Genomic DNA, 18,194 nt, shown 5'->3' with positions numbered 1-18,194 from the left:
GGCCCGATCCTGTTATCTACCCGCGCAAACGAGCAAAGGCCACATGGACGACAACGACAAGAAATTTCCGCGCCAAAAAGGTCCGGGCAAAAGCGGTTCGAATGCGGCGGGGCCGCGCCGTGATGGCGGCGCCGGCAAGGGCGGCAAGCCGTCTTTCGGCGCCAAGAAACCCTATGCGCCACGCGGCGCCCGGCCAATGGCGGCCGAGGGCGAGCGGCCGAAGCGCGACTTCAAAAGCGGCGACAAGCCGTTTCGCAAAGGCCCGCGTCCCGAAGGCAAGCCCTTCGAGAAGCGCGAAGGTCCGCGCAAACCATATGCTCCGCGCGGCGATCGGCCGATGGCCGCCGAAGGCGAGCGGCCGCAGCGCGATTTCAAGCGTGAGTACAAGCCGCGTGAGCCAGGCGAAGCGCGCGCTGAAAGACCCTTCCACAAAGGTCCGCGCCCGGAAGGCAAGCCCTATGAGAAGCGCGAGGGTCCGCGCAAGCCTTATGCGCCGCGGGGCGACCGGCCGATGGCAACGGAGGGCGAACGGCCGAAACGCGACTTCAAGCCGCGTGGCGACCGGCCGGCTGCCGCGGCAGCGGGTGGCGAGAAGCGCTTTGAGCGTCCCAAGCGTGATTTCGGTGATCGCGCACAGCACGACGCCGGCGATCGGCCCAAGCGCGACTTCGCCGACCGACCCAAACGCGATTTCAGCGATCGTCCAAAGCGCGATTTCGGCGGAGATCGGCCGCAAAGCGGCTTCAAGCCGCGGCCGCGTCCCGCCGAGGCGACGGAAGAGCCCGGCGAGCGCATCGCCAAGCGGCTGGCTCGCGCTGGCCTCGCCTCGCGCCGTGATGCCGAGGAACTGATCGCGGCCGGCCGCGTCAAGGTCAACGGCCGGGCTCTGACCTCGCCGGCCTTCAACGTCATGCCGGGCGACATCATCCATCTCGACGGCATGGAGATCCCGCCGATCGAGCGCACGCGGCTGTTCCTGTTCCACAAGCCGGCCGGCGTGGTGACCACCAACCGAGACCCCGAGGGGCGCAAAACCGTGTTCGACGTGCTGCCGGCCGATTTGCCGCGGCTGATGACGATCGGCCGGCTCGACATCAACACCGAGGGCCTGCTGCTGCTGACCAATGATGGCGGCCTGTCGCGCGTGCTTGAACTGCCGGCCACTGGCTGGCTGAGGCGCTACCGCGTGCGCGTCCACGGCAAGGTCGAGGAAAGTGCGCTCGCCAGTCTGCGCGAAGGCATTGCCGTCGACGGCGTCTTCTATGGCGCGATCGAGGCGTCGCTTGACCGCGAGCAGGGCTCGAACGCCTGGCTGACCATTGGCCTGCGCGAGGGCAAGAACCGTGAGGTGAAGAACATCCTCGGTTCCCTCGGTCTCGATGTGACGCGGCTGATCCGCATTTCCTACGGGCCGTTCCAGCTCGACGAATTGCCGGAGGGCCATGTGCTGGAGATCAAGGGCCGCGTGCTGCGCGACCAGCTTGGCGAGCGCCTGGTCGAGGAATCCGGCGCCAATTTCGATGCCGAGATCCAGAAACCGTTTTCCAACAAGCCGGTGCGGCGCACCGAGCCGCGCCCCGAAGAGGTCGAGCGGCCGAAATTCACCCGCGACGGCGAGCGCCGGCCGATCGGCGAGGGCGGGCTGATCAAGAACCGCAAGCGCAGGGAAGGCAGCCGCGACGAGGCGCTGGGCAAGCTCTCGACAAGTCCCGAAAGAAGCGCGCGGCCGGAAAAGAGTTTTGGCGAGCGAGGCCCGAGAGCCGAGCGCGGCGGCTTCGGCGACAAACCGCGTGGCGGCTTTGGCGACAAGCCCCGCTTTGGTGGCAAGCCGGGCGGCGGCAAGAAATCCGAGCGCGAGCAGCGGCCGATCGAGCCGCCAGGCCAGCGCAAGGCCAATGTCTGGATGGCGCCTGGCGCGCGCCCCATAGGCAAGGGCAGGGCGGAGGCCGATGCGGCCAAGGCGGCCGAGACCAAGGCGCGCAAGGCCTCGTTCAAGCCGGCCTATGGCAAGCCGACTGGCGCCAAGCCATTCGGCAAGCCGCGCGGGGATCGCCCGGAGGGCGGCAGGCCTGGTGGCGACAGGCCGCGCGGCGGCCCCAAGGGTCCCAGAACCAGATGAGAATCGTCGGCGGTGAGTTTCGCGGGCGTCCGCTGGCGACGCCGCGCGACCATGCCATCCGTCCGACCACCGACCGCACCCGCGAGGCGGTGTTCAACGTGCTGGCGCATCGCTTTCCGCAAAACCTCGAAGGCGCCCGCGTGCTCGACCTCTTTGCCGGCACCGGCGCGCTTGGCCTCGAAGCGCTGTCGCGCGGCGCTTCCTATGGCGTCTTCATCGAGGAATCGGCCGAAGGGCGCGGCCTGATCCGCACCAATGTCGAGGCTTTTGGGCTGACCGGGCGCACCAAGATTTTTCGACGCGACGCCACCGCCCTGGGCGAGGCCGGCACGCTTGCGGCTTTTGGTCTGGTCTTCACCGATCCGCCCTATGGCAAAGGCCTCGGCGAACGCGCGCTGCGATCGGCCAGGGCCGGCGGCTGGCTGCTCCCGGGTGCGCTCTGCGTGGTCGAGGAGGCGGCTTCGGCGCCGTTCGAGGTTGGGCCGGGTTTTGCTGTGGCGGATGAACGGAACTACGGCGAGACGGTCATCCGGTTTATCGAGGTTGGGTGAGGCGGTGTTGGCTCCCGCCAGGTCGAGTTCCTTCGCGCCCCCCTCTGTCCTGCCGGACATCTCCCCCACGAGGGGGGAGATTGGACGTCACGCCGGCCTTCGCCAATCTTCGGCATTGCAGGATGAGCGGAGCGCTGAAACCGCCAATCTCCCCCCGTGTGGGGGAGATGTCCGGCAGGACAGAGGGGGGCGCGAAGGAACGCCAACTGTTGCCGGATGCGGCCGTCGGCCGCCATGGAAGGAAGCGCACCGCCTTCAAAATGACGAACAATTCACTTTGCCTCGGCCATCAACCCTGCCTATCGTCCGCCATGACAACCGGAGCCATCGATGAAACCTTCTGAATGGCTGCGCACAACGCTGCTGACGACCGCGCTGGCGCTCACCGGCCCGGCGCTTGCCGCCGACGATGGCACGGTCACCAATTTCCTGCTCGACAATGGCATGGAGGTGGTCGTCATCCCCGATCATCGCGCTCCGATCGTCACCCATATGGTGTGGTACAAGATCGGCAGCGCCGACGAGCCGCCGGGCAAATCGGGCATTGCGCATTTCTTCGAGCATCTGATGTTCAAGGCGACGACCAACCATGCCGCTGGCGAGTTCGACCGCGCCGTCTCGGCCATCGGCGGCTCCAACAACGCCTTCACCTCCTATGACTACACCGCCTTCCACGAGACGGTGGCGCCGTCTGCGCTCGGTGAGATGATGAGCTTCGAGGCCGACCGCATGCGCAACCTCATCCTCACCGACGATGTCATCAAGACCGAGCGCGACGTGATCCTTGAGGAGCGCCGCTCGCGCATCGACAGCAACCCGCAGGCGGTGCTGGAGGAGGAGGTCGACGCCACGCTCTGGCAGAACCAGCCCTACCGCATTCCGGTGATCGGCTGGATGCAGGAGATGGAGCAGCTGAACCGCACCGACGCCAAGGCCTTCTACGACAAATATTACACGCCCAACAACGCGGTGCTGATCGTGGCCGGCGATGTCACGCCCGAGACGGTCAAGGCACTGGCCGAAAAGACCTATGGCAAGGTCGCGCGCGGCCCGGACCTGCCGCCGCGCATCCGTCCGGTCGAGCCGGAGCAGAATACCAGGCGCACGGTGACGCTGACCGACGCGCGCGTTTCCGTGCCGGCCTTTACGACGCAATGGGTGGTGCCGTCCTATCACACGGCAAAGCCCGGCGAGGCGGAAGCGCTGGATTTGCTGGCCGAGATCCTTGGCGGCGGCAATCGCAGCCGGCTCTACCAGCAGCTTGTCGTCAAACAGGGCATTGCCGCCGATGCCGGCGCCTATTTCCAGGGCTCGATGCTCGACGCCACCAATTTCACCGTCTATGGCGCGCCGCGCGGCGACGCTAGGCTGGCTGATGTCGAGGCCGCGGTCGACGCCGAGATCGCCCGCATCGCCAGCGGCGGCGTCAGCAATGACGAGCTGGAGAAGGCCAAGGACCGCTATGTCAGGTCGATGATCTTCGCCCGCGACAAGCAGGACGACATGGCCAACATGTATGGCGCGACATTGGCCACCGGCGGCAATGTCCGGGATGTCCAGGAATGGCCGGACCGGATCCGCAAGGTCACCGCCGACGAGGTCAAGGCGGTCGCCGCGCGCTATCTCAAGCTCGACCATTCGACGACAGGTTATTTGCTGCCGCAGACACAGGCGGGGAATTGATGATGAGCTTGATCTCCACGCGCCGGCGGTTCTTCCCTTCTCCCACAAGGGGAGAAGGGAAGGTGGCGCTCGCCCTCGTCACGCTGCTCCTCTCCCTCCTTTTCCTCATCCTCCCCCCACTCACCGCCCGCGCGGCGATGAACATCCAGCAGGTGACCTCGCCCAAGGGCATCACCGCCTGGCTGGTGGAGGATTATTCCGTGCCGATCATCGCCATTCGCTTCGTGTTCGATGGCGGCTCGACGCAGGACCCCGAGGGCAAGGAGGGACTGGCCAATCTGATGAGCGGCCTGTTCGACGAGGGCGCCGGCGATCTCGATAGCGAGGCCTTCCAGGCGAAGCTGGACGAGGTCGGCGCCGAGATGAGCTTCGATGCGCGGCGCGACGGCACCTATGGTTCGATGCGCATGCTGGCCGAAGAGCGCGACGGCGCGTTCGGCCTGCTCGGCATGGCGCTCAACCACCCGCGCTTCGACCAGGCGCCGATCGACCGCATCCGCGCCCAGGTCCTGTCCGGCATCATCGCCAATGAGCGCGACCCCAACACCATCGCCCAGACCAAATGGCTACGCGCCATTTATGGCGCGCATCCCTATTCCCGGCCCGACCAGGGCACCAGGCAAAGCATCGCCACCATCACGCCTTCCGATCTCGCCGCCTTCCACAAGGCGAACTTCGCCCGCAGCGGCCTGCATGTGGCGGTGGTCGGCGCCATCGACGCCGAGACGCTGAAGAAGAAGCTCGACGCGGTCTTCGGCGATCTGCCGCAAAAGCAGACGCTCGCCCCCGTCGCCGATATCGATCCCAAGCTCGGCGAGCATGTCGAGGTCGACTACGACCTGCCGCAGACGTCGCTGCAGCTCGCTTACCCCGGCGTCAATCGCCAGGCGCCGGATTTCTTCGCCGCCGCGCTGATGAACGAGATCCTCGGCGGCAGCGCCTTCACCTCGCGCCTCTACCAGGAAGTGCGCGAAAAGCGCGGCCTGGCCTACAGCGCCAGCTCCGGCCTGGTCGACCACCAGCATGCCAACGCCCTGATCGTCACCACCGCGACGCGCTCCGACCGCGCGGCCGAGACGCTGGCGCTGGTGCGCAAGGTGGTCAAGGAAATGGCCGATGAGGGCCCGACCGAGGCCGAACTCGCGGCGACCAAGAAATACATGGTCGGCGCCTATGCCATCAGCAATCTGGATTCTTCCAGCTCGATTGCCGCGACGCTGCTCGAACTGCAATTGGACAAGCTCGGCATCGACTACATCCAGCGCCGCGCCGCGCTCATCAACGGCGTGACGCTGGATCAGGTCAAGGCGGTGGCGAAGAAGCTGCTTTCGGCCGAGCCGTCGATCATGGTGGTCGGGCCGGCGCTCGGGGGCAAGGGATGAGCCCCACCTTCGGCATCGCCTTTGGCGGCGGCGGCGCGCGCGGGCTGGCGCATATCCATGTCATCGAGGCGCTGGACGAGCTCGGCATCCGGCCGGTGGCGATATCGGGCTCCTCGATCGGCGCCATCATGGGCGCCGGCATGGCCGCGGGCATGACCGGCAAGGAGATGCACGACTATACGCGCTCGATCCTCTCGCGCCGCGTCGAGGTGGCCACCCGCATGTGGCGCGCCAGGCCCGGCACCTTCGCCGAGGCGCTGCAGGGCGGCCTGCGCGTCAGCCAGTTCAATGTCGAGCGCATTCTGAAGGCCTTTCTGCCCGAAGCGATCCCCGAGACCTTCGCCGAATTGAAGATCCCGCTGAAGGTGACGGCGACCGACTACTACGGCCACAAGCTGAAAGTGATCAGCGACGGCGATCTGCATTCCGCACTTGCCGCCTCGGCCGCCATTCCCGCCGTGTTCCGCCCGGTGATGCGCGACGGCCGCCTGCTGATCGACGGCGGCATCTACAACCCCGTGCCCTTCGATCTCATCGAAAAGGACGCCGACATCATCATCGCCGTCGACGTCGTCGGTGCGCCGACCGAGGCCGAGCGCAAGCACCCGACCTCCGTCGACCTGATGTTCGGCGCCACGCAACTGATGATGCAGTCGATAACAGCTCACAAGCTGAAACAGTGCCGCCCCGACATACTGGTGCGCCCGGCCGTCTCGAAATACCGCGTGCTCGACTTCATGAAGATCGACGCCCTGATGAGCGAAACGGTCGATATCAAGGACGAGCTGAAGCGGGAGATTGAGGCGGTGATGGAGGCGAGGGCGGGGGTGGCTGTGAAGGGTCGGCGTGGGAAGAGGGTAGGGTAGAACCCGGCGCGCCGAAGCTGCCGATCTCCCCCCAAGTGGGGGAGATGGCCGGCAGGCCAGAGGGGGGCGCTGTCCCGCCAGCCTATCAACGAAATCGCCACTTGCGCCGCTACGCCAAATTGCCGGCCGATCGCCGCCTAACCTCAAACGCTTGCGTTCCTTCGCGCCCCCCTCTGCCCTGCCGGGCATCTCCCCCACAAGGGGGGAGATTGGCCTTCATAGGCGCCCCGCCTCACGCCTTACTCGGCGCATACTCCAGCGCCACCACGCCATTGCCGAACGGCGTCGCCGAAACCAGCTCCAGCGCCACCTTCTCACCCGGCGGGAACAGCCTCTTCCCCTCACCAACAGCACCGGGATAGACGAGCAGCCTGACGCGGTCGACCAGCCCATGGCGAAGCAATTCCTGCGCCACGCTCAGGCTGCCATGCACATAGATGTTGCCGCCGCTGCCTTGCTTCAGTTCCCTCACCGCATCCGGCAAGGCGCCCTTCAGCAGCTCAGCCGGCTTCCAGTCGAGCGCCTTCAGGCTGGTCGAGGCGACATATTTCGGCAGCGCGTTGAACCGCTCGGCGAAGTCTCCGGTTTCCTTCGGCCACGAGCCGGCAAAAATCTCATAGGTCGTGCGCCCCAAAAGCATGGCGCCACTGTCGGCAAGCTCATCCTCCTTGAACCTGTTCATCTCATCGTTCCAGGTCACGCCAGGCAGCTTCTCGACCTCGGCAATGCCATCGACGCTGATGAATTCGGTGACGATAAGTTTTCTCATGGCGCTCTCCCTGGCCAAAGGACGGATGGCGCTGGCCGTTTGCGACAGCCTCTGGGAAAAATAGCGTCGCGCTTTGCTGTGGTAGCCAACGTCAGGCACGAGCCTCGAACCCCTAACGCTCGGCGCGATTGCAGTTGATCATTGTCAACATACTGGGCCCTCGCAACATGCTGGGGACCGGGCATGAGAGACACGTGGAGGCGGTTAGGGCTGTTTGTCCGCTATGGGCGCTTTGACCCGACGCAGAGAGAAGCCCCTCAAGGTTATTCCTGGACAGCGGTCGAAAATACTCATCCAACATGATCGTATAGTGATTTGATGTTATGTGACTGGTGTCTCAGGATTGTTTCAAACGCAAAGTCATATAGGCTCCAGAATACGGATGACGTTAATCGCCGACGGGGATGGAATCGCTAACCACGAGCATTTGTAACATGCGCCGCATGGACGTTCGTGGGCGCACCGAAAAGGGGACTCACGGCCTTGTTGTCTCGACTTGAATTAAACAATTTCCGGGCTTTTAAATCAGAGGCCTTCGATTTTTCTAGATTGAACATATTTGTTGGGCCGAACAATTCCGGTAAGTCAAGTGCTCTGAGCGCCATAAACTTACTGGCCCAGTCGCTGACGACTGACAGTTTTGGCGGCGGTCCCGTTATCCTGAATGGGCCGTTCGATCAGCTTGGCACGTACAAGGACATGGTCCACGGCGGTCGCGCCAACACGCCTATTCGCCTCTCATTGAATGTAGAAGATTTCTCCTACGAGTTCGAGCTTAAGTATCGCGCTCAACGCCGCGAGGTGGAGCTTTCTAGGCTTAAGTTGATGAGTGCGGGGCGACCGGTGTACGAATATACCTCTTCAAAAGACAGATACACGATTATGATAGGTGGAAAGGATATTGATTCACTAGGCATCGGCATAAAGAAATCTAGGCCGAGATTGATAGGATTTATACCTTTATTTCAAGAGGCATTTAAATACCATCAACTATCAAGAATGTCTTCGGGGTCGAATTTTTCTCAAGAAATATTCAATTTTCTTCGTGTTCAGGAGCGCCATATATCAAATTTTAGACGAATATTACTGGATAGTTTTCGCAACTATGACACTCTGGGCGCGTTCCGCGAAATGCCTCAAAGGACGTATCTTCAATCGGGGGAAACTGCGTCCAAAATCGGCAGATTTGGTCAAAACACCGTCACGATGCTCGCCAGTGATGCATCAAAGCGAGGTAGTGAACAGATTGGTTTGGTCGATGAAATCTCGAAATGGCTTCAGGCGACTGGAATAGCGTCCGGAATTAAAGTGAAGTACCTGACTGAACGGCACTTCGAATTGGTGGTCGTCGGGAGGGATGGGTCCGATCACAATATTTGTGACGTTGGATTTGGCTGTAGTCAGGTACTGCCTGTTCTTGTTGCTGGGATTGAGCTGAGCAATCGAGCCAGGCGGGCGAGCGCCACAATAAGCCCAACTTTACTGATCCAAGAGCCAGAAATACACTTGCATCCGAATGCTCAGGCGGCGCTTGGCTCGTTCTTTGCTTCTCTATCAAAATTGAAATGTCAAGTTTTCATAGAAACTCATAGCGATAATCTTGTACTTAGGATAGCGACACACGTCGCGTCGGGGGACATCAGCGAAGATTCGGTAAGAATATTCTACGTTCAAGATGATGATGGCCTGAAGAGGGTAACCCCAATCAAGGTGGCCAGCGACGGATCGTTTATCCCACCATGGCCGGGCGGATTTTTTCCTCAGAGACAAGCCGAGTCTTTCGAATTGGCAAAAGCAGCGTCACGAAAGGACCGACGTCAATCAGAGCCGACATTTAATTTTATTTATCCTGTGAGAAGGTAGAATTATGTCTACTGTGATTGACACAAATTGCTTCAAGTTGTTTCAAGAAGAGCGCGTCGATGAGCGCCAAGGCACCTATTATAAGGTGATAACTAGGGCCATCGACCGGGAATACATTGCGATTGACGATGAGGGCAAGGCGCTACAGGAATACAATGATTGCTGCCGCCCCTCGGCTGTAGGCCTGAATCTCTGCGACTGGATCGCTGATCAAATTGTCAACAAAGTAATCGTGATGTTCAAGATGGATCGTGGTGCGGAAAAGGAACTCCGAAAAATGGGGGTTCCAAGTCCCGATCTGAAGTGGCCGGCTATAGCGCTTGGAGCGAAATCCGATACCATCGTTACTGAAGATATAGATCTATTCGATCCAAAGGCAAAGAAACGTAAAGCAAAAGAGAAGATCAAGATAAAAAGAGATGGGGGATGTGTATCCAAATTTTTAAGAAGGCAATATGGAATCGATGTTGTTTGTGCGGAAGAATTCATAGCGTGAGCTTAGGTCCACTGCCGACGTGGCGGGGCGTAGAAAGTGGCACTTAACAATTTTGGGGTGCCCATAGCCAAGTTATCCCACTTGCCATCCCCGCCACCTTCCCCTAATCTCCTTTTGAGAAAACCTTTTCCCAAATCGCCTCGCACGCGCTGACCTCACCAGTCACCACCTCGCAGGCCAACAAGAGAAAACCTTTTCCCAACTAAGGAATTCGCCGCTCACCATGTCCTCCGACGCCTCGCCAGCGCCCGCAAAAACCCCCGTCACCCTCCGCGAGGTGGCCGCATCCGCCGGCGTCAGCGTTGCCACGGCCTCGAAGGCGCTGAACGGGCAGGGGCGGATGACGGCGGAGACGCGCGAGCGCATTCGCGAAACGGCGCAGCGGCTGGGCTTTCGGCCGAACAGCCTGGCGCAGAGCCTGTTGCGGCGGCGCTCCTTCACCGTCGGGCTGCTCACCAACGATACCTATGGCCGCTTCTCGCTGCCGCTGATGTCGGGCGTTTCCGATGCGCTGGTCGATGCCGGCGTCTCAGTGTTCCTGTGCAATGTCGAGGACGACACGCGGCTCGCCCAGCTGCATGTCGAGGCCATGCTCGACAAGCGCGTCGACGGCATCATCGCCACCGGCAAGCGCATCGACCGCCACCTGCCGGTCGATCTCGCCAATCTGCGCATTCCCGTGATCTATGCCTTCACCCAGCCCGATCCCGGCGCCATCGCTTTTGTCTCCGACGATGAGGGTGGCGCGCGTCTGGCGGTCGAGCATCTTTGGCGGCTGGGGCGCAAGCGCATCGCCCATGTCAGCGGGCCCGCGAGCTTCGCCGTGGTGCACGCCCGCGCCGAGGCCCATCGCGACGTGCTGACCGAGCACGGCCTGCCGGTCAGCGAGCCCTTGCTCGGCGCGTGGTCGGAAGCCTGGGGGCATGAGGCCGTTGCAAAACTGTTCGGCGGCGGCAGGGAAGGGGCGCCCGATGCCGTCTTCTGCGGCAACGACCAGATCGCGCGCGGCGTCATCGATGCTTTGCGTGAGCGCGGCATTGGCGTGCCCGACGATGTCGGCGTCATCGGTTTCGACAATTGGGAGATCGTGGCCGAGGCGACGCGCCCGCCGCTGACCTCGGTCGACATGAATCTTTCAGTCCTTGGCCGCGAGGCCGGGCTTGCCCTGCTTTCGCTCGTCGGCGGCAAACCCGCCGAACCGGGCATCAGGAAACTGCCGTGCCGGCTGGTGGTGCGTCAGTCATGCGGCCGTCCGCCGGGCGGTTGAGTTCAAGGCCGTAGCGCGGGAGGCGCGGCCAAACCGGGAGGAGAAACCATGAGGAGGAGAACCATGAAGACCATGATTGCCGGGCTCGCGCTTGCCGCGAGCATCTTTGCACTGCCTGCAATGTCCGCCGAGACCGCCAACATCTGGGTGCGCGCCGACGGCTCGAACTTCATGCCGCGCATCGTCGATGCCTTCAACAAAGGGCATGACAATCAGATCAAGCTCGACATCATCCCCAATGCCGAGATCATCCCGAAATATGGCGCCGCGGCCGCCGGCGGCACCGCGCCCGATGCGCTCTCGCTCGACCTGATCTACACGCCGGCCTTTTCCGCCGCCGGCCAGCTCGAGGACATCACCGACTGGGCGAAATCGTTGCCCTATTTCGCCAGCCTGTCGCCGGCGCATGTCAAGACCGGCACCTACAAGGGCCGCATCTACGGCCTGCCATTCTCGGCCGATAGCTCGGTGCTGATCTGGAACAAGAAGCTGTTCAAACAGGCCGGGCTTGATCCCGAAAAGGGTCCGGCCAACTGGGCCGAGATCGAAGCCGACGCCGAAAAGGTCAACGCGCTCGGCGGCGACATTAGGGGATTCTACTTCTCCGGCAATTGCGGCGGCTGCAACATCTTCACCTTCACGCCGCTGGTCTGGGCCTCGGGCGGCGATATCCTGACCGAGGACGGCTCCAAGGCGACGCTGGACAGCCCGCAGCTGCGCGGCGCCATCGATCTCTACCGCTCGATGGTCAAGAAGGACCTGGTGCCGTCTGGCGCGCAGACCGACACCGGCTCCAACTTCTTCGCCGCCTTTGCCGCCGGCAATATCGGCATCTCGCCCTCCGGCGCCTTCGCCATCGGCGCGCTCAACACGCAATATCCCGATGTCGACTATGGCGTCACCTTCCTGCCGGGCAAGGATGGCGGCTGGTCGTCCTTCGCCGGCGGCGACAATTTCGTCGTCACCAAGGGCACCACGAAGCTGGCGGTGGTGAAAGAGTTCCTGGACTTCGCCTATTCGCTCGAGGGCCAGACCCTGCTGGCGAAATATGGCAGCCTGCCGGTGCGCGGCGACATTGCCAAGGACGCGCTGAAAGATCTCGATCCGCGCTACCAGATCGCCGCCGAAGCCATGGCCAAGGGCCGCACGCCCTATTCGGTGGTGTTCAACGATTTGATCAACTCCGCCAACGGCCCGTGGAACCAGATGGTCAACGAGGTCTTCTTCGGCGACGATGTCGACGGCGCGATTGCGAATGCGCAGGAGACCATGCAGTCGATCATCGACCAGGCGCCGCAGAAATAAGCGCCGACGCCCACCTCCCCCTTGAGGGGAGGTCGGACCGCAGGTCCGGATGGGGTCATCGCGGCAGTGCTCGACGCTTCTTCTCTGTCGGGCATCGCGGCAGTGCTCGACGTTCTCTCTCTATGTCGGCGCACCGCACGCAGGACCCCACCCCCGGCCTTCGGCCGGACCCTCCCCTCAAGGGGGAGGGGGGATGCCCCAACTGGAGCCACGGCATGACCACCATCGCAGCAACCACCGCCGCTCCCGCGCGCCGCCGAAAACTGGTCGGCGCCGGCCGCCGGCAGTGGATCGGCCTGCTCTATGTCGCGCCGGCGGTGGCGCTGGTCACGGTCTTCTTCATCATTCCGCTCGGCATGACGGCGTGGATGTCGCTGCACAACTGGCCGCTGATGGGCGCGCACTCCTTCATCGGCCTCGACAATTACTGGGCGATCCTGCGCGACAACAGGTTCTGGAACGCGCTGCGCTTCACCGGCTACTACACGGTGATCGTCACCATCGCGATCTTTGCCGTCGCCTTTCCGCTGGCGCTGTTCATTGAGCGGCCGCGCCAGCTCACCGGCTTCTACCGCACGTCCTTTTTCATGCCGGCGGTCGTCGGCTTCGCTTCGGCGAGCCTGCTATGGTCATGGCTGCTCAACGTCGATTCCGGCCTGTTCAGCCCGGCCGCCTTCCAGCTCGGTCTGACCGAGAAGAAGGTCAATCTGCTCGCCACCTTCCAGCCAGCCTTCTGGTCGATCATCGCCATGGTCGTGTGGAAGGTCGCCGGCTTCACCATGATCATCCTGATGACCGGCCTGCAGTCGATCCCGTCCGACCTGCAGGAGGCGGCGATGATCGACGGGGCGGGGCCGTTCGCGCGCTTCAGGGCCATCACTCTGCCGTTGATGCGCCGCACGCTGGCATTGGCGCTGATTCTGTCGGTCGCCGGCTCGGTGCTGGCCTTCGACCAGTTCTACATCATCCTGCGCGGCGGCCCGCGTAATCAGACGATGACGGCTGTCTACTGGATCTTCAACCAGTCCTTCGTGTCGTTCAAGCTGGGCTATGGCGCGGCCCTGTCGATGATCCTGCTGGTCATCCTGGTCGCGCTCAGCCTCGTCCAGCTCTGGCTGCTGCGCAAGCCCGAGGGGGTCGACTGATGGCGCAGGCAAGAAGCCGCAGCAGCCGCATCTGGCTTGGCTTTGCCGAGCACGCGACCGGCATCATCGCCTCGCTGCTGTTCCTGGCGCCGATCGTCTGGACCGTGCTGTCGGCCTTCAAGCCGGCAGGCGAGGCGCGCCTGCCGCCGCTGCCGCCCTGGCCGACGACAGGTTTCTCCGTCGAGAACTACGCCACGCTCAACACCTTCGGCGACGGGCTGTGGCTGCCGGCGCAAAACAGCCTCTACGTTTCGCTGATGACGGTTGTGCTGTCGGTCATCGTCGGCGTGCTTGCTGGCTACGGCTTCTCGCGCTTCCGCTTCCCGTGCAAGGACCTGCTCTTCGTCGTCATCCTGTCGACGATCATGATCCCGTTCCAGTCGATCCTGACGCCGATCTTCCTGGTGCTGACCAAGATCGGCCTGCACAACACGCTGACCGGGCTGGTCTGCGTCTATGTCACGCTGCAATTGCCGTTCTCGATCTTCATGATGCGCAATGCCTTCGACGCGGTGCCGCGCGAGATCGAGGAGGCCGCCCGCATGGACGGCGCCAACAACGTCACCATGCTGTTGAAGGTGATGCTGCCGCTGGTCTGGCCGGGCATCGTCACCATCGCGCTGTTCGCCTTCCTCGGGGCCTGGAACGAGTTCCTGGCCGCCCTGGTGCTGATGACCGACCAGTCGAAATTCACGCTGCCGATCATGATGACGGCACTCCAGTCCGGCCGCTTCGGCGCCATCGACTGGGGCGCGGTGCAGGCCGGCGTCACCGTGATGATGGTGCCCTGCCTGATCCTCTTTCTGCTGCTGCAGCGCTTCTACATCCGCGGCCTCATGGCAGGGGCCATCAAGTGAGCAATCGCATTCGAATGGAGTGACGTTATGACCGCATCGCAATCCGCCAAAAAGGTCGCCGCATCGGGCCGGCCGAAGCTCGCCTTCCGGCCGCTGCCCGTGCCGCAGGTCGATATCAGAGGTTTTTGGGGCGACCGCGTCGATGCGGTGGCCTCGCGCACCGCCGACATTCTCTACGACCGCTGCGTCGAGGCCCGCATGCTGGAGCAGATCGATCCAGATCGGCCGTCGCCCGGCGTCGTCATTCCGTTCCACTCGCCTTCGCCCGACGAGGCAGCCAGCGCCGGCAACGAATTCACCGGATCGACGGTGACGACGCAGATGTTCTGGGACTCCGACTGGGGCAAGACCATCGAGACCGCGGCCTATTCGCTCTACCGCCGCCGCAATGACGATCTGGAGAAGAAGATCGACGCCGTCATCGACATGTACGTGAAGCTGCAGCAGCCCGACGGCTATCTCTCGAGCTGGTATCAGCGCATTGAGCCCGGCAAGCGCTGGACCAACCTGCGCGACTGCCACGAGCTCTATTGCGCCGGCCATCTGATCGAGGGAGCGGTTGCTTATTACCAGGCGACCGGCAAGCGCAAGCTGCTCGACGTGATGTGCCGCTATGTCGACCATATCGCCGAGACCTTCGGTCCCGAGCCTGGCAAGAAGAAGGGCTATTGTGGCCATGAGGAGATCGAGCTGGCGCTGGTCAAGCTGGCACGGGTAACGGGCGAGCAGAAGTACATGGACCTCGCCCGGTACTTCATCGACCAGCGCGGCCAGCAGCCGCATTATTTCGACGAGGAGGCGCGCGCCCGCGGTACCGACCCGAAAGCCTATCATTTCAAGACCTACGAATACAGCCAGTCGCATAGACCTGTGCGCGAGCAGGACAAGGTCGTCGGCCATGCGGTGCGGGCGATGTATCTGTTTTCCGGCATGGCCGACATCGCCACCGAATATGGCGACGAAACACTCAGGGTGGCGCTCGACCGTCTCTGGGACGATCTGACGACCAAGAACCTCTACATCACCGGAGGCATAGGCCCGTCCGCGCACAATGAGGGTTTTACGGCTGACTACGACCTGCCCAATGAAACCGCCTATGCCGAGACCTGTGCCTCGGTCGGCCTGGTGTTCTGGGCCAGCCGCATGCTCGGCATGGGTCCCAATGCGCGCTACGCCGACATGATGGAGCGCGCGCTCTACAATGGCTCGATCTCCGGCCTGTCGCTCGACGGTTCGCTGTTCTTCTACGAAAACCCGCTGGAAAGCCGCGGCAAGCACAATCGCTGGAAATGGCACCGCTGCCCGTGCTGCCCGCCCAATATCGGCCGCATGGTGGCTTCGATCGGCAGCTATTTCTACGGCCTGTCGGATGACGCGCTCGCCGTCCATCTCTATGGCGATTCGACCGCTCGCTTCGACATAGCGGGCCGGCAGGTGGAACTCCTCCAGACCAGCAATTATCCCTGGGACGGCGCGGTTTCGATCCAGGTCGAGTCGGAAGCGCCGGTCGAGTTCACCTTGCACCTGCGCATCCCGTCCTGGTGCGGCAAGGCGGCGCTCAAGGTGAATGGCGCACCAGTCGATCTGGATAAGGCGGCAAGCGACGGCTATGCCGCGATCCGGCGCGAATGGCGCAAGGGCGACAAGGTCGAACTCGACCTCGAAATGTCGATCGCCCGCCTCTTCGCCAACCCCGAGGTGCGCCAGGATATCGGCCGCGTGGCCCTGGCGCGCGGTCCGCTGATCTACTGCGTCGAGGAGACCGACAATGCCGGCCAGCTCCACCGCATCACTCTGCCGCGCACGGCCAAGGTCGAGGCGCACAAGGAGCCGAATCTTCTGGGCGGGGTCGTCACGCTTTCGGCCACCGGCAGCAAGGAGGCCGTGGAAAACTGGGAAAACGGCCTCTACCGCACCGATCCGCCGGCCACCGAACAGGCCAAGCTCAAGGCCGTCCCGTACTTTGCCTGGGACAACCGCGAGCCCGGCGAAATGCAGGTGTGGCTGCGCGACGGCTGAGCAGCCTCGGCAGCCTCACTCTTGCAGGTGTGGCACCTCGGATGGGGCCCATCCGCCTGTGACGGGAGTCTGCGGGTCGACCGTCATGCTTACTTCGGTCACCAGCTTCCGGCGCAGCGCCGCAGCGTAGTCGTTCGGCCCCTTCGGCGTCATGACGAATGCTTGCGAGCCGCCAATGACTGATTTGGCGAAATAGCCTGCCAATGACTGATCGGGATTCTCATCCCCGGGTGGAATGGCGATCGCATTGATCGTGTATCCCTTGGCAATCGCGTTCTGCCTGCTCGGCTGTACGGGAAGCCCATCATTGTTCTCGCCATTGGAAGAGATGTCGATCACTTTCCTGGCCGCTTCCCCAGGAAACTGGTCGAGCAGAAGACTTCCGACGTCGATGGCAAAGGAAACGGATGTTCCGCCTCGACCTCCGCGGGAATAGCCGGTATCGCCTCTCTTGCTGATCATCGCCGCTGCCGCCTTGGCATCTTCGAGCCCGCAGATGGTTGTCCACGGCAGGATATTGCGTGCGCGTCCGGGACTCGACCACTCGAAATAGGCCACGCTGATGCAGCCGAGATAATTCCGGGAGATTGCCGAAATGATCTCGGGCGACGTGAGCGCCGCGGCATGTCCCTCGCGCTGCAGGTCGGCAGTCTTCGGGTCGATCGAGGACGAAAAATCGACCGCGAACACGATGGCGACATCAACGTTGGCCGCATGGGCCTGCAACCCCCAAGGCACCGAAGCGGCAAGGCCTCCCGCCAGCCTGAGCAACAGGCTGGCCCGCCTTGTCAGCCCTGCATCTGGCCGGCCCGCCAACCTTGGCGGATTGCCTCCAGGCATTGTCCGTACCTGCCCGCGACGGCAGGCCGCTTCGGAACCGGCATTCTCATTTGAAATTCCGAACATGATTCTCTCCGTTTTAAACATCCGGCAAGGGCGCGCGCGCCGGCAGCGTTCGGTTCGACATTGCGACGGACAGGATCGCACCAAGGATGATCGCGGCGCCCAATGCGCCCGCCGGGGAGTTCCGCTCCCCGAGGAAGATCGCCGCGCCAATGGCGCCGAAGACGCTTTCGGCGCTGACGATCACGGCGGCATGGCTGGCCGAGGTGAAGCGCAGGGCGGCAATCTGGATGCCGAAGGCGACCGCGGTGGAAAAAACGCCGAGCACCATCAGTTCAGGGCCGGCTGCCATTGTCGCGTCGAGCGACAAATTGCCTTGCATTGCCCCGAGCGGTAGAGCGAAGGCGGCAGCGGCAAGGAACTGTACGGCCGCCGCCGCGAAGGGACGCCCATGGGCCTGCATATGCCGGGCGAGCTCGACCGTCCACAGCGCATAGCAGCCGGCCGACAGGATGGCGGTAAGATCGCCGCCGCTGAGGCCGGCGATCCCGCCCGACAAAAACAGACAACCGACCACGGTCGACCCGGCGGCAAGTATGAGGCCGGCCGTCGGACGCTCGCCGACCAGCAGCCACGCGGCCAGCGGTGTCATCACCGTTGCCGTGCTTATCAGGAAACTTGCATTGGTGACGGTGGCGCCGAGATAGCAAAGCTGCTGAAGCGTGATGGAGATGGCAAACAGGGCGCTCACCCTGATCAGGCTGGAAAAATGGCCGGTCGCGGCCGGCAGCCGCCTTTCGGTCGGGACAAAGGGCAGCACAAGCAGCCCACCGATCAGGCAGCGCAGGCCAACGGCACTCAGCGCATCGAGGTGGGCAAGCACCGTCTTTTGCGCGACATTGCCGAAGCCCCACAAGGCCGCGGCAAACAGGAGCAGTAAATTGGCTGTGAGCTTTGACATTCCCCGCACCCCTCGGGCCAGAACCCTGCTGCAGGTTCAGTTATCTCCAATTCAGGAATGTCTAAATG

At 62.9% G+C, this 18,194-nt stretch carries 15 protein-coding genes; 12 read left to right on the top strand and 3 right to left on the bottom strand.

The window, feature by feature from the left end; all coding sequences use genetic code 11:
* The first annotated feature begins 43 nt into the window (after positions 1–43).
* The 5 genes from OHD62_RS20095 (at position 44) to OHD62_RS20075 (ending at position 6,601) form a co-directional block, all read left to right on the top strand.
* Complete coding sequence (locus tag OHD62_RS20095) at positions 44–2,119, top strand: pseudouridine synthase (protein WP_263785269.1); 2,076 nt, start codon at positions 44–46, stop codon at positions 2,117–2,119.
* Positions 2,116–2,670, top strand: a complete 555-nt coding sequence (gene rsmD / locus OHD62_RS20090) for a 16S rRNA (guanine(966)-N(2))-methyltransferase RsmD (protein WP_263785266.1) — start codon at positions 2,116–2,118, stop codon at positions 2,668–2,670. Before OHD62_RS20095 ends, rsmD begins: the two co-directional genes overlap by 4 nt.
* Before the next feature lie 330 nt (positions 2,671–3,000).
* A complete protein-coding gene (locus OHD62_RS20085) occupies positions 3,001–4,353 on the top strand; it encodes a M16 family metallopeptidase (protein WP_263785263.1) in 1,353 nt (450 codons plus the stop codon).
* Positions 4,353–5,735 carry a M16 family metallopeptidase gene (locus OHD62_RS20080; protein ID WP_263785261.1) on the top strand — a complete coding sequence of 461 codons (1,383 nt, stop codon included), beginning with the start codon at positions 4,353–4,355 and terminating at the stop codon, positions 5,733–5,735. The genes OHD62_RS20085 and OHD62_RS20080 overlap by 1 nt, the downstream gene beginning before the upstream one ends.
* On the top strand, positions 5,732–6,601 hold the full coding sequence (locus tag OHD62_RS20075; protein ID WP_263785259.1) for a patatin-like phospholipase family protein: 870 nt from the start codon (positions 5,732–5,734) through the stop codon (positions 6,599–6,601). The genes OHD62_RS20080 and OHD62_RS20075 overlap by 4 nt, the downstream gene beginning before the upstream one ends.
* Positions 6,602–6,833: 232 nt before the next feature.
* Here the strand turns inward: OHD62_RS20075 and OHD62_RS20070 are convergent, their stop codons facing one another.
* Positions 6,834–7,370, bottom strand: a complete 537-nt coding sequence (locus OHD62_RS20070; protein WP_263785257.1) for a dihydrofolate reductase family protein — start codon at positions 7,368–7,370, stop codon at positions 6,834–6,836.
* Positions 7,371–7,823: 453 nt separating this feature from the next.
* Between OHD62_RS20070 and OHD62_RS20065 the strand changes: the two genes are divergently transcribed.
* The 7 genes from OHD62_RS20065 (at position 7,824) to OHD62_RS20035 (ending at position 16,322) form a co-directional block, all read left to right on the top strand.
* A complete protein-coding gene (locus OHD62_RS20065; protein WP_263785255.1) occupies positions 7,824–9,233 on the top strand; it encodes an AAA family ATPase in 1,410 nt (469 codons plus the stop codon).
* 4 nt (positions 9,234–9,237) lie between these two features.
* Positions 9,238–9,729: a hypothetical protein gene (locus OHD62_RS20060; protein ID WP_263785252.1), complete on the top strand. Its 492-nt coding sequence runs from the start codon at positions 9,238–9,240 to the stop codon at positions 9,727–9,729.
* Between the two features lie 223 nt (positions 9,730–9,952).
* Positions 9,953–10,996, top strand: a complete 1,044-nt coding sequence (locus OHD62_RS20055) for a LacI family DNA-binding transcriptional regulator (protein ID WP_263785250.1) — start codon at positions 9,953–9,955, stop codon at positions 10,994–10,996.
* A gap of 63 nt (positions 10,997–11,059) precedes the next feature.
* On the top strand, positions 11,060–12,301 hold the full coding sequence (locus tag OHD62_RS20050; protein ID WP_263785247.1) for an ABC transporter substrate-binding protein: 1,242 nt from the start codon (positions 11,060–11,062) through the stop codon (positions 12,299–12,301).
* 215 nt (positions 12,302–12,516) lie between these two features.
* The gene (locus OHD62_RS20045; protein ID WP_263785245.1) at positions 12,517–13,446 is read left to right on the top strand and encodes a carbohydrate ABC transporter permease; all 930 of its coding nucleotides are present in this window, start codon (positions 12,517–12,519) and stop codon (positions 13,444–13,446) included.
* Positions 13,446–14,303, top strand: a complete 858-nt coding sequence (locus OHD62_RS20040; RefSeq protein WP_263785243.1) for a carbohydrate ABC transporter permease — start codon at positions 13,446–13,448, stop codon at positions 14,301–14,303. The genes OHD62_RS20045 and OHD62_RS20040 overlap by 1 nt, the downstream gene beginning before the upstream one ends.
* 27 nt (positions 14,304–14,330) lie before the next feature.
* Entirely contained in the window at positions 14,331–16,322 is a 1,992-nt protein-coding gene (locus OHD62_RS20035) for a glycoside hydrolase family 127 protein (protein WP_263785238.1), read from the top strand.
* 15 nt (positions 16,323–16,337) lie between these two features.
* Here the strand turns inward: OHD62_RS20035 and OHD62_RS20030 are convergent, their stop codons facing one another.
* Both OHD62_RS20030 and OHD62_RS20025 read right to left on the bottom strand, forming a co-directional pair.
* Positions 16,338–17,162 (bottom strand): DUF1194 domain-containing protein, encoded by an 825-nt coding sequence (locus OHD62_RS20030; protein WP_263786815.1) that lies wholly within the window; start codon positions 17,160–17,162, stop codon positions 16,338–16,340.
* Positions 17,163–17,241: 79 nt separating this feature from the next.
* Positions 17,242–18,126: a DMT family transporter gene (locus OHD62_RS20025; RefSeq protein WP_263785236.1), complete on the bottom strand. Its 885-nt coding sequence runs from the start codon at positions 18,124–18,126 to the stop codon at positions 17,242–17,244.
* Between the last annotated feature and the right edge of the window lie 68 nt (positions 18,127–18,194).

The organism is Mesorhizobium sp. YC-39 (genome assembly GCF_025753795.1).
GTDB lineage: Bacteria > Pseudomonadota > Alphaproteobacteria > Rhizobiales > Rhizobiaceae > Mesorhizobium.
The sequence above is the reverse complement of the archived record's forward strand: the minus strand, read 5'-3'. Positions and strand labels throughout refer to the sequence as shown.

What these genes read in the sequence shown, in the direction of transcription:
- OHD62_RS20075 (WP_263785259.1), top strand. Translation starts at nt 5,732, where the DNA reads ATGAGCCCCACCTTCGGCATCGCCTTTGGCGGCGGCGGCGCGCGCGGG.
- OHD62_RS20095 (WP_263785269.1), top strand. Translation starts at nt 44, where the DNA reads ATGGACGACAACGACAAGAAATTTCCGCGCCAAAAAGGTCCGGGCAAA.
- OHD62_RS20055 (WP_263785250.1), top strand. Translation starts at nt 9,953, where the DNA reads ATGTCCTCCGACGCCTCGCCAGCGCCCGCAAAAACCCCCGTCACCCTC.
- OHD62_RS20080 (WP_263785261.1), top strand. Translation starts at nt 4,353, where the DNA reads ATGATGAGCTTGATCTCCACGCGCCGGCGGTTCTTCCCTTCTCCCACA.
- OHD62_RS20045 (WP_263785245.1), top strand. Translation starts at nt 12,517, where the DNA reads ATGACCACCATCGCAGCAACCACCGCCGCTCCCGCGCGCCGCCGAAAA.
- OHD62_RS20070 (WP_263785257.1), bottom strand. Translation starts at nt 7,370, where the DNA reads ATGAGAAAACTTATCGTCACCGAATTCATCAGCGTCGATGGCATTGCC.
- OHD62_RS20060 (WP_263785252.1), top strand. Translation starts at nt 9,238, where the DNA reads ATGTCTACTGTGATTGACACAAATTGCTTCAAGTTGTTTCAAGAAGAG.
- OHD62_RS20085 (WP_263785263.1), top strand. Translation starts at nt 3,001, where the DNA reads ATGAAACCTTCTGAATGGCTGCGCACAACGCTGCTGACGACCGCGCTG.
- OHD62_RS20050 (WP_263785247.1), top strand. Translation starts at nt 11,060, where the DNA reads ATGAAGACCATGATTGCCGGGCTCGCGCTTGCCGCGAGCATCTTTGCA.
- rsmD (WP_263785266.1), top strand. Translation starts at nt 2,116, where the DNA reads ATGAGAATCGTCGGCGGTGAGTTTCGCGGGCGTCCGCTGGCGACGCCG.
- OHD62_RS20035 (WP_263785238.1), top strand. Translation starts at nt 14,331, where the DNA reads ATGACCGCATCGCAATCCGCCAAAAAGGTCGCCGCATCGGGCCGGCCG.
- OHD62_RS20040 (WP_263785243.1), top strand. Translation starts at nt 13,446, where the DNA reads ATGGCGCAGGCAAGAAGCCGCAGCAGCCGCATCTGGCTTGGCTTTGCC.
- OHD62_RS20030 (WP_263786815.1), bottom strand. Translation starts at nt 17,162, where the DNA reads ATGCCTGGAGGCAATCCGCCAAGGTTGGCGGGCCGGCCAGATGCAGGG.
- OHD62_RS20025 (WP_263785236.1), bottom strand. Translation starts at nt 18,126, where the DNA reads ATGTCAAAGCTCACAGCCAATTTACTGCTCCTGTTTGCCGCGGCCTTG.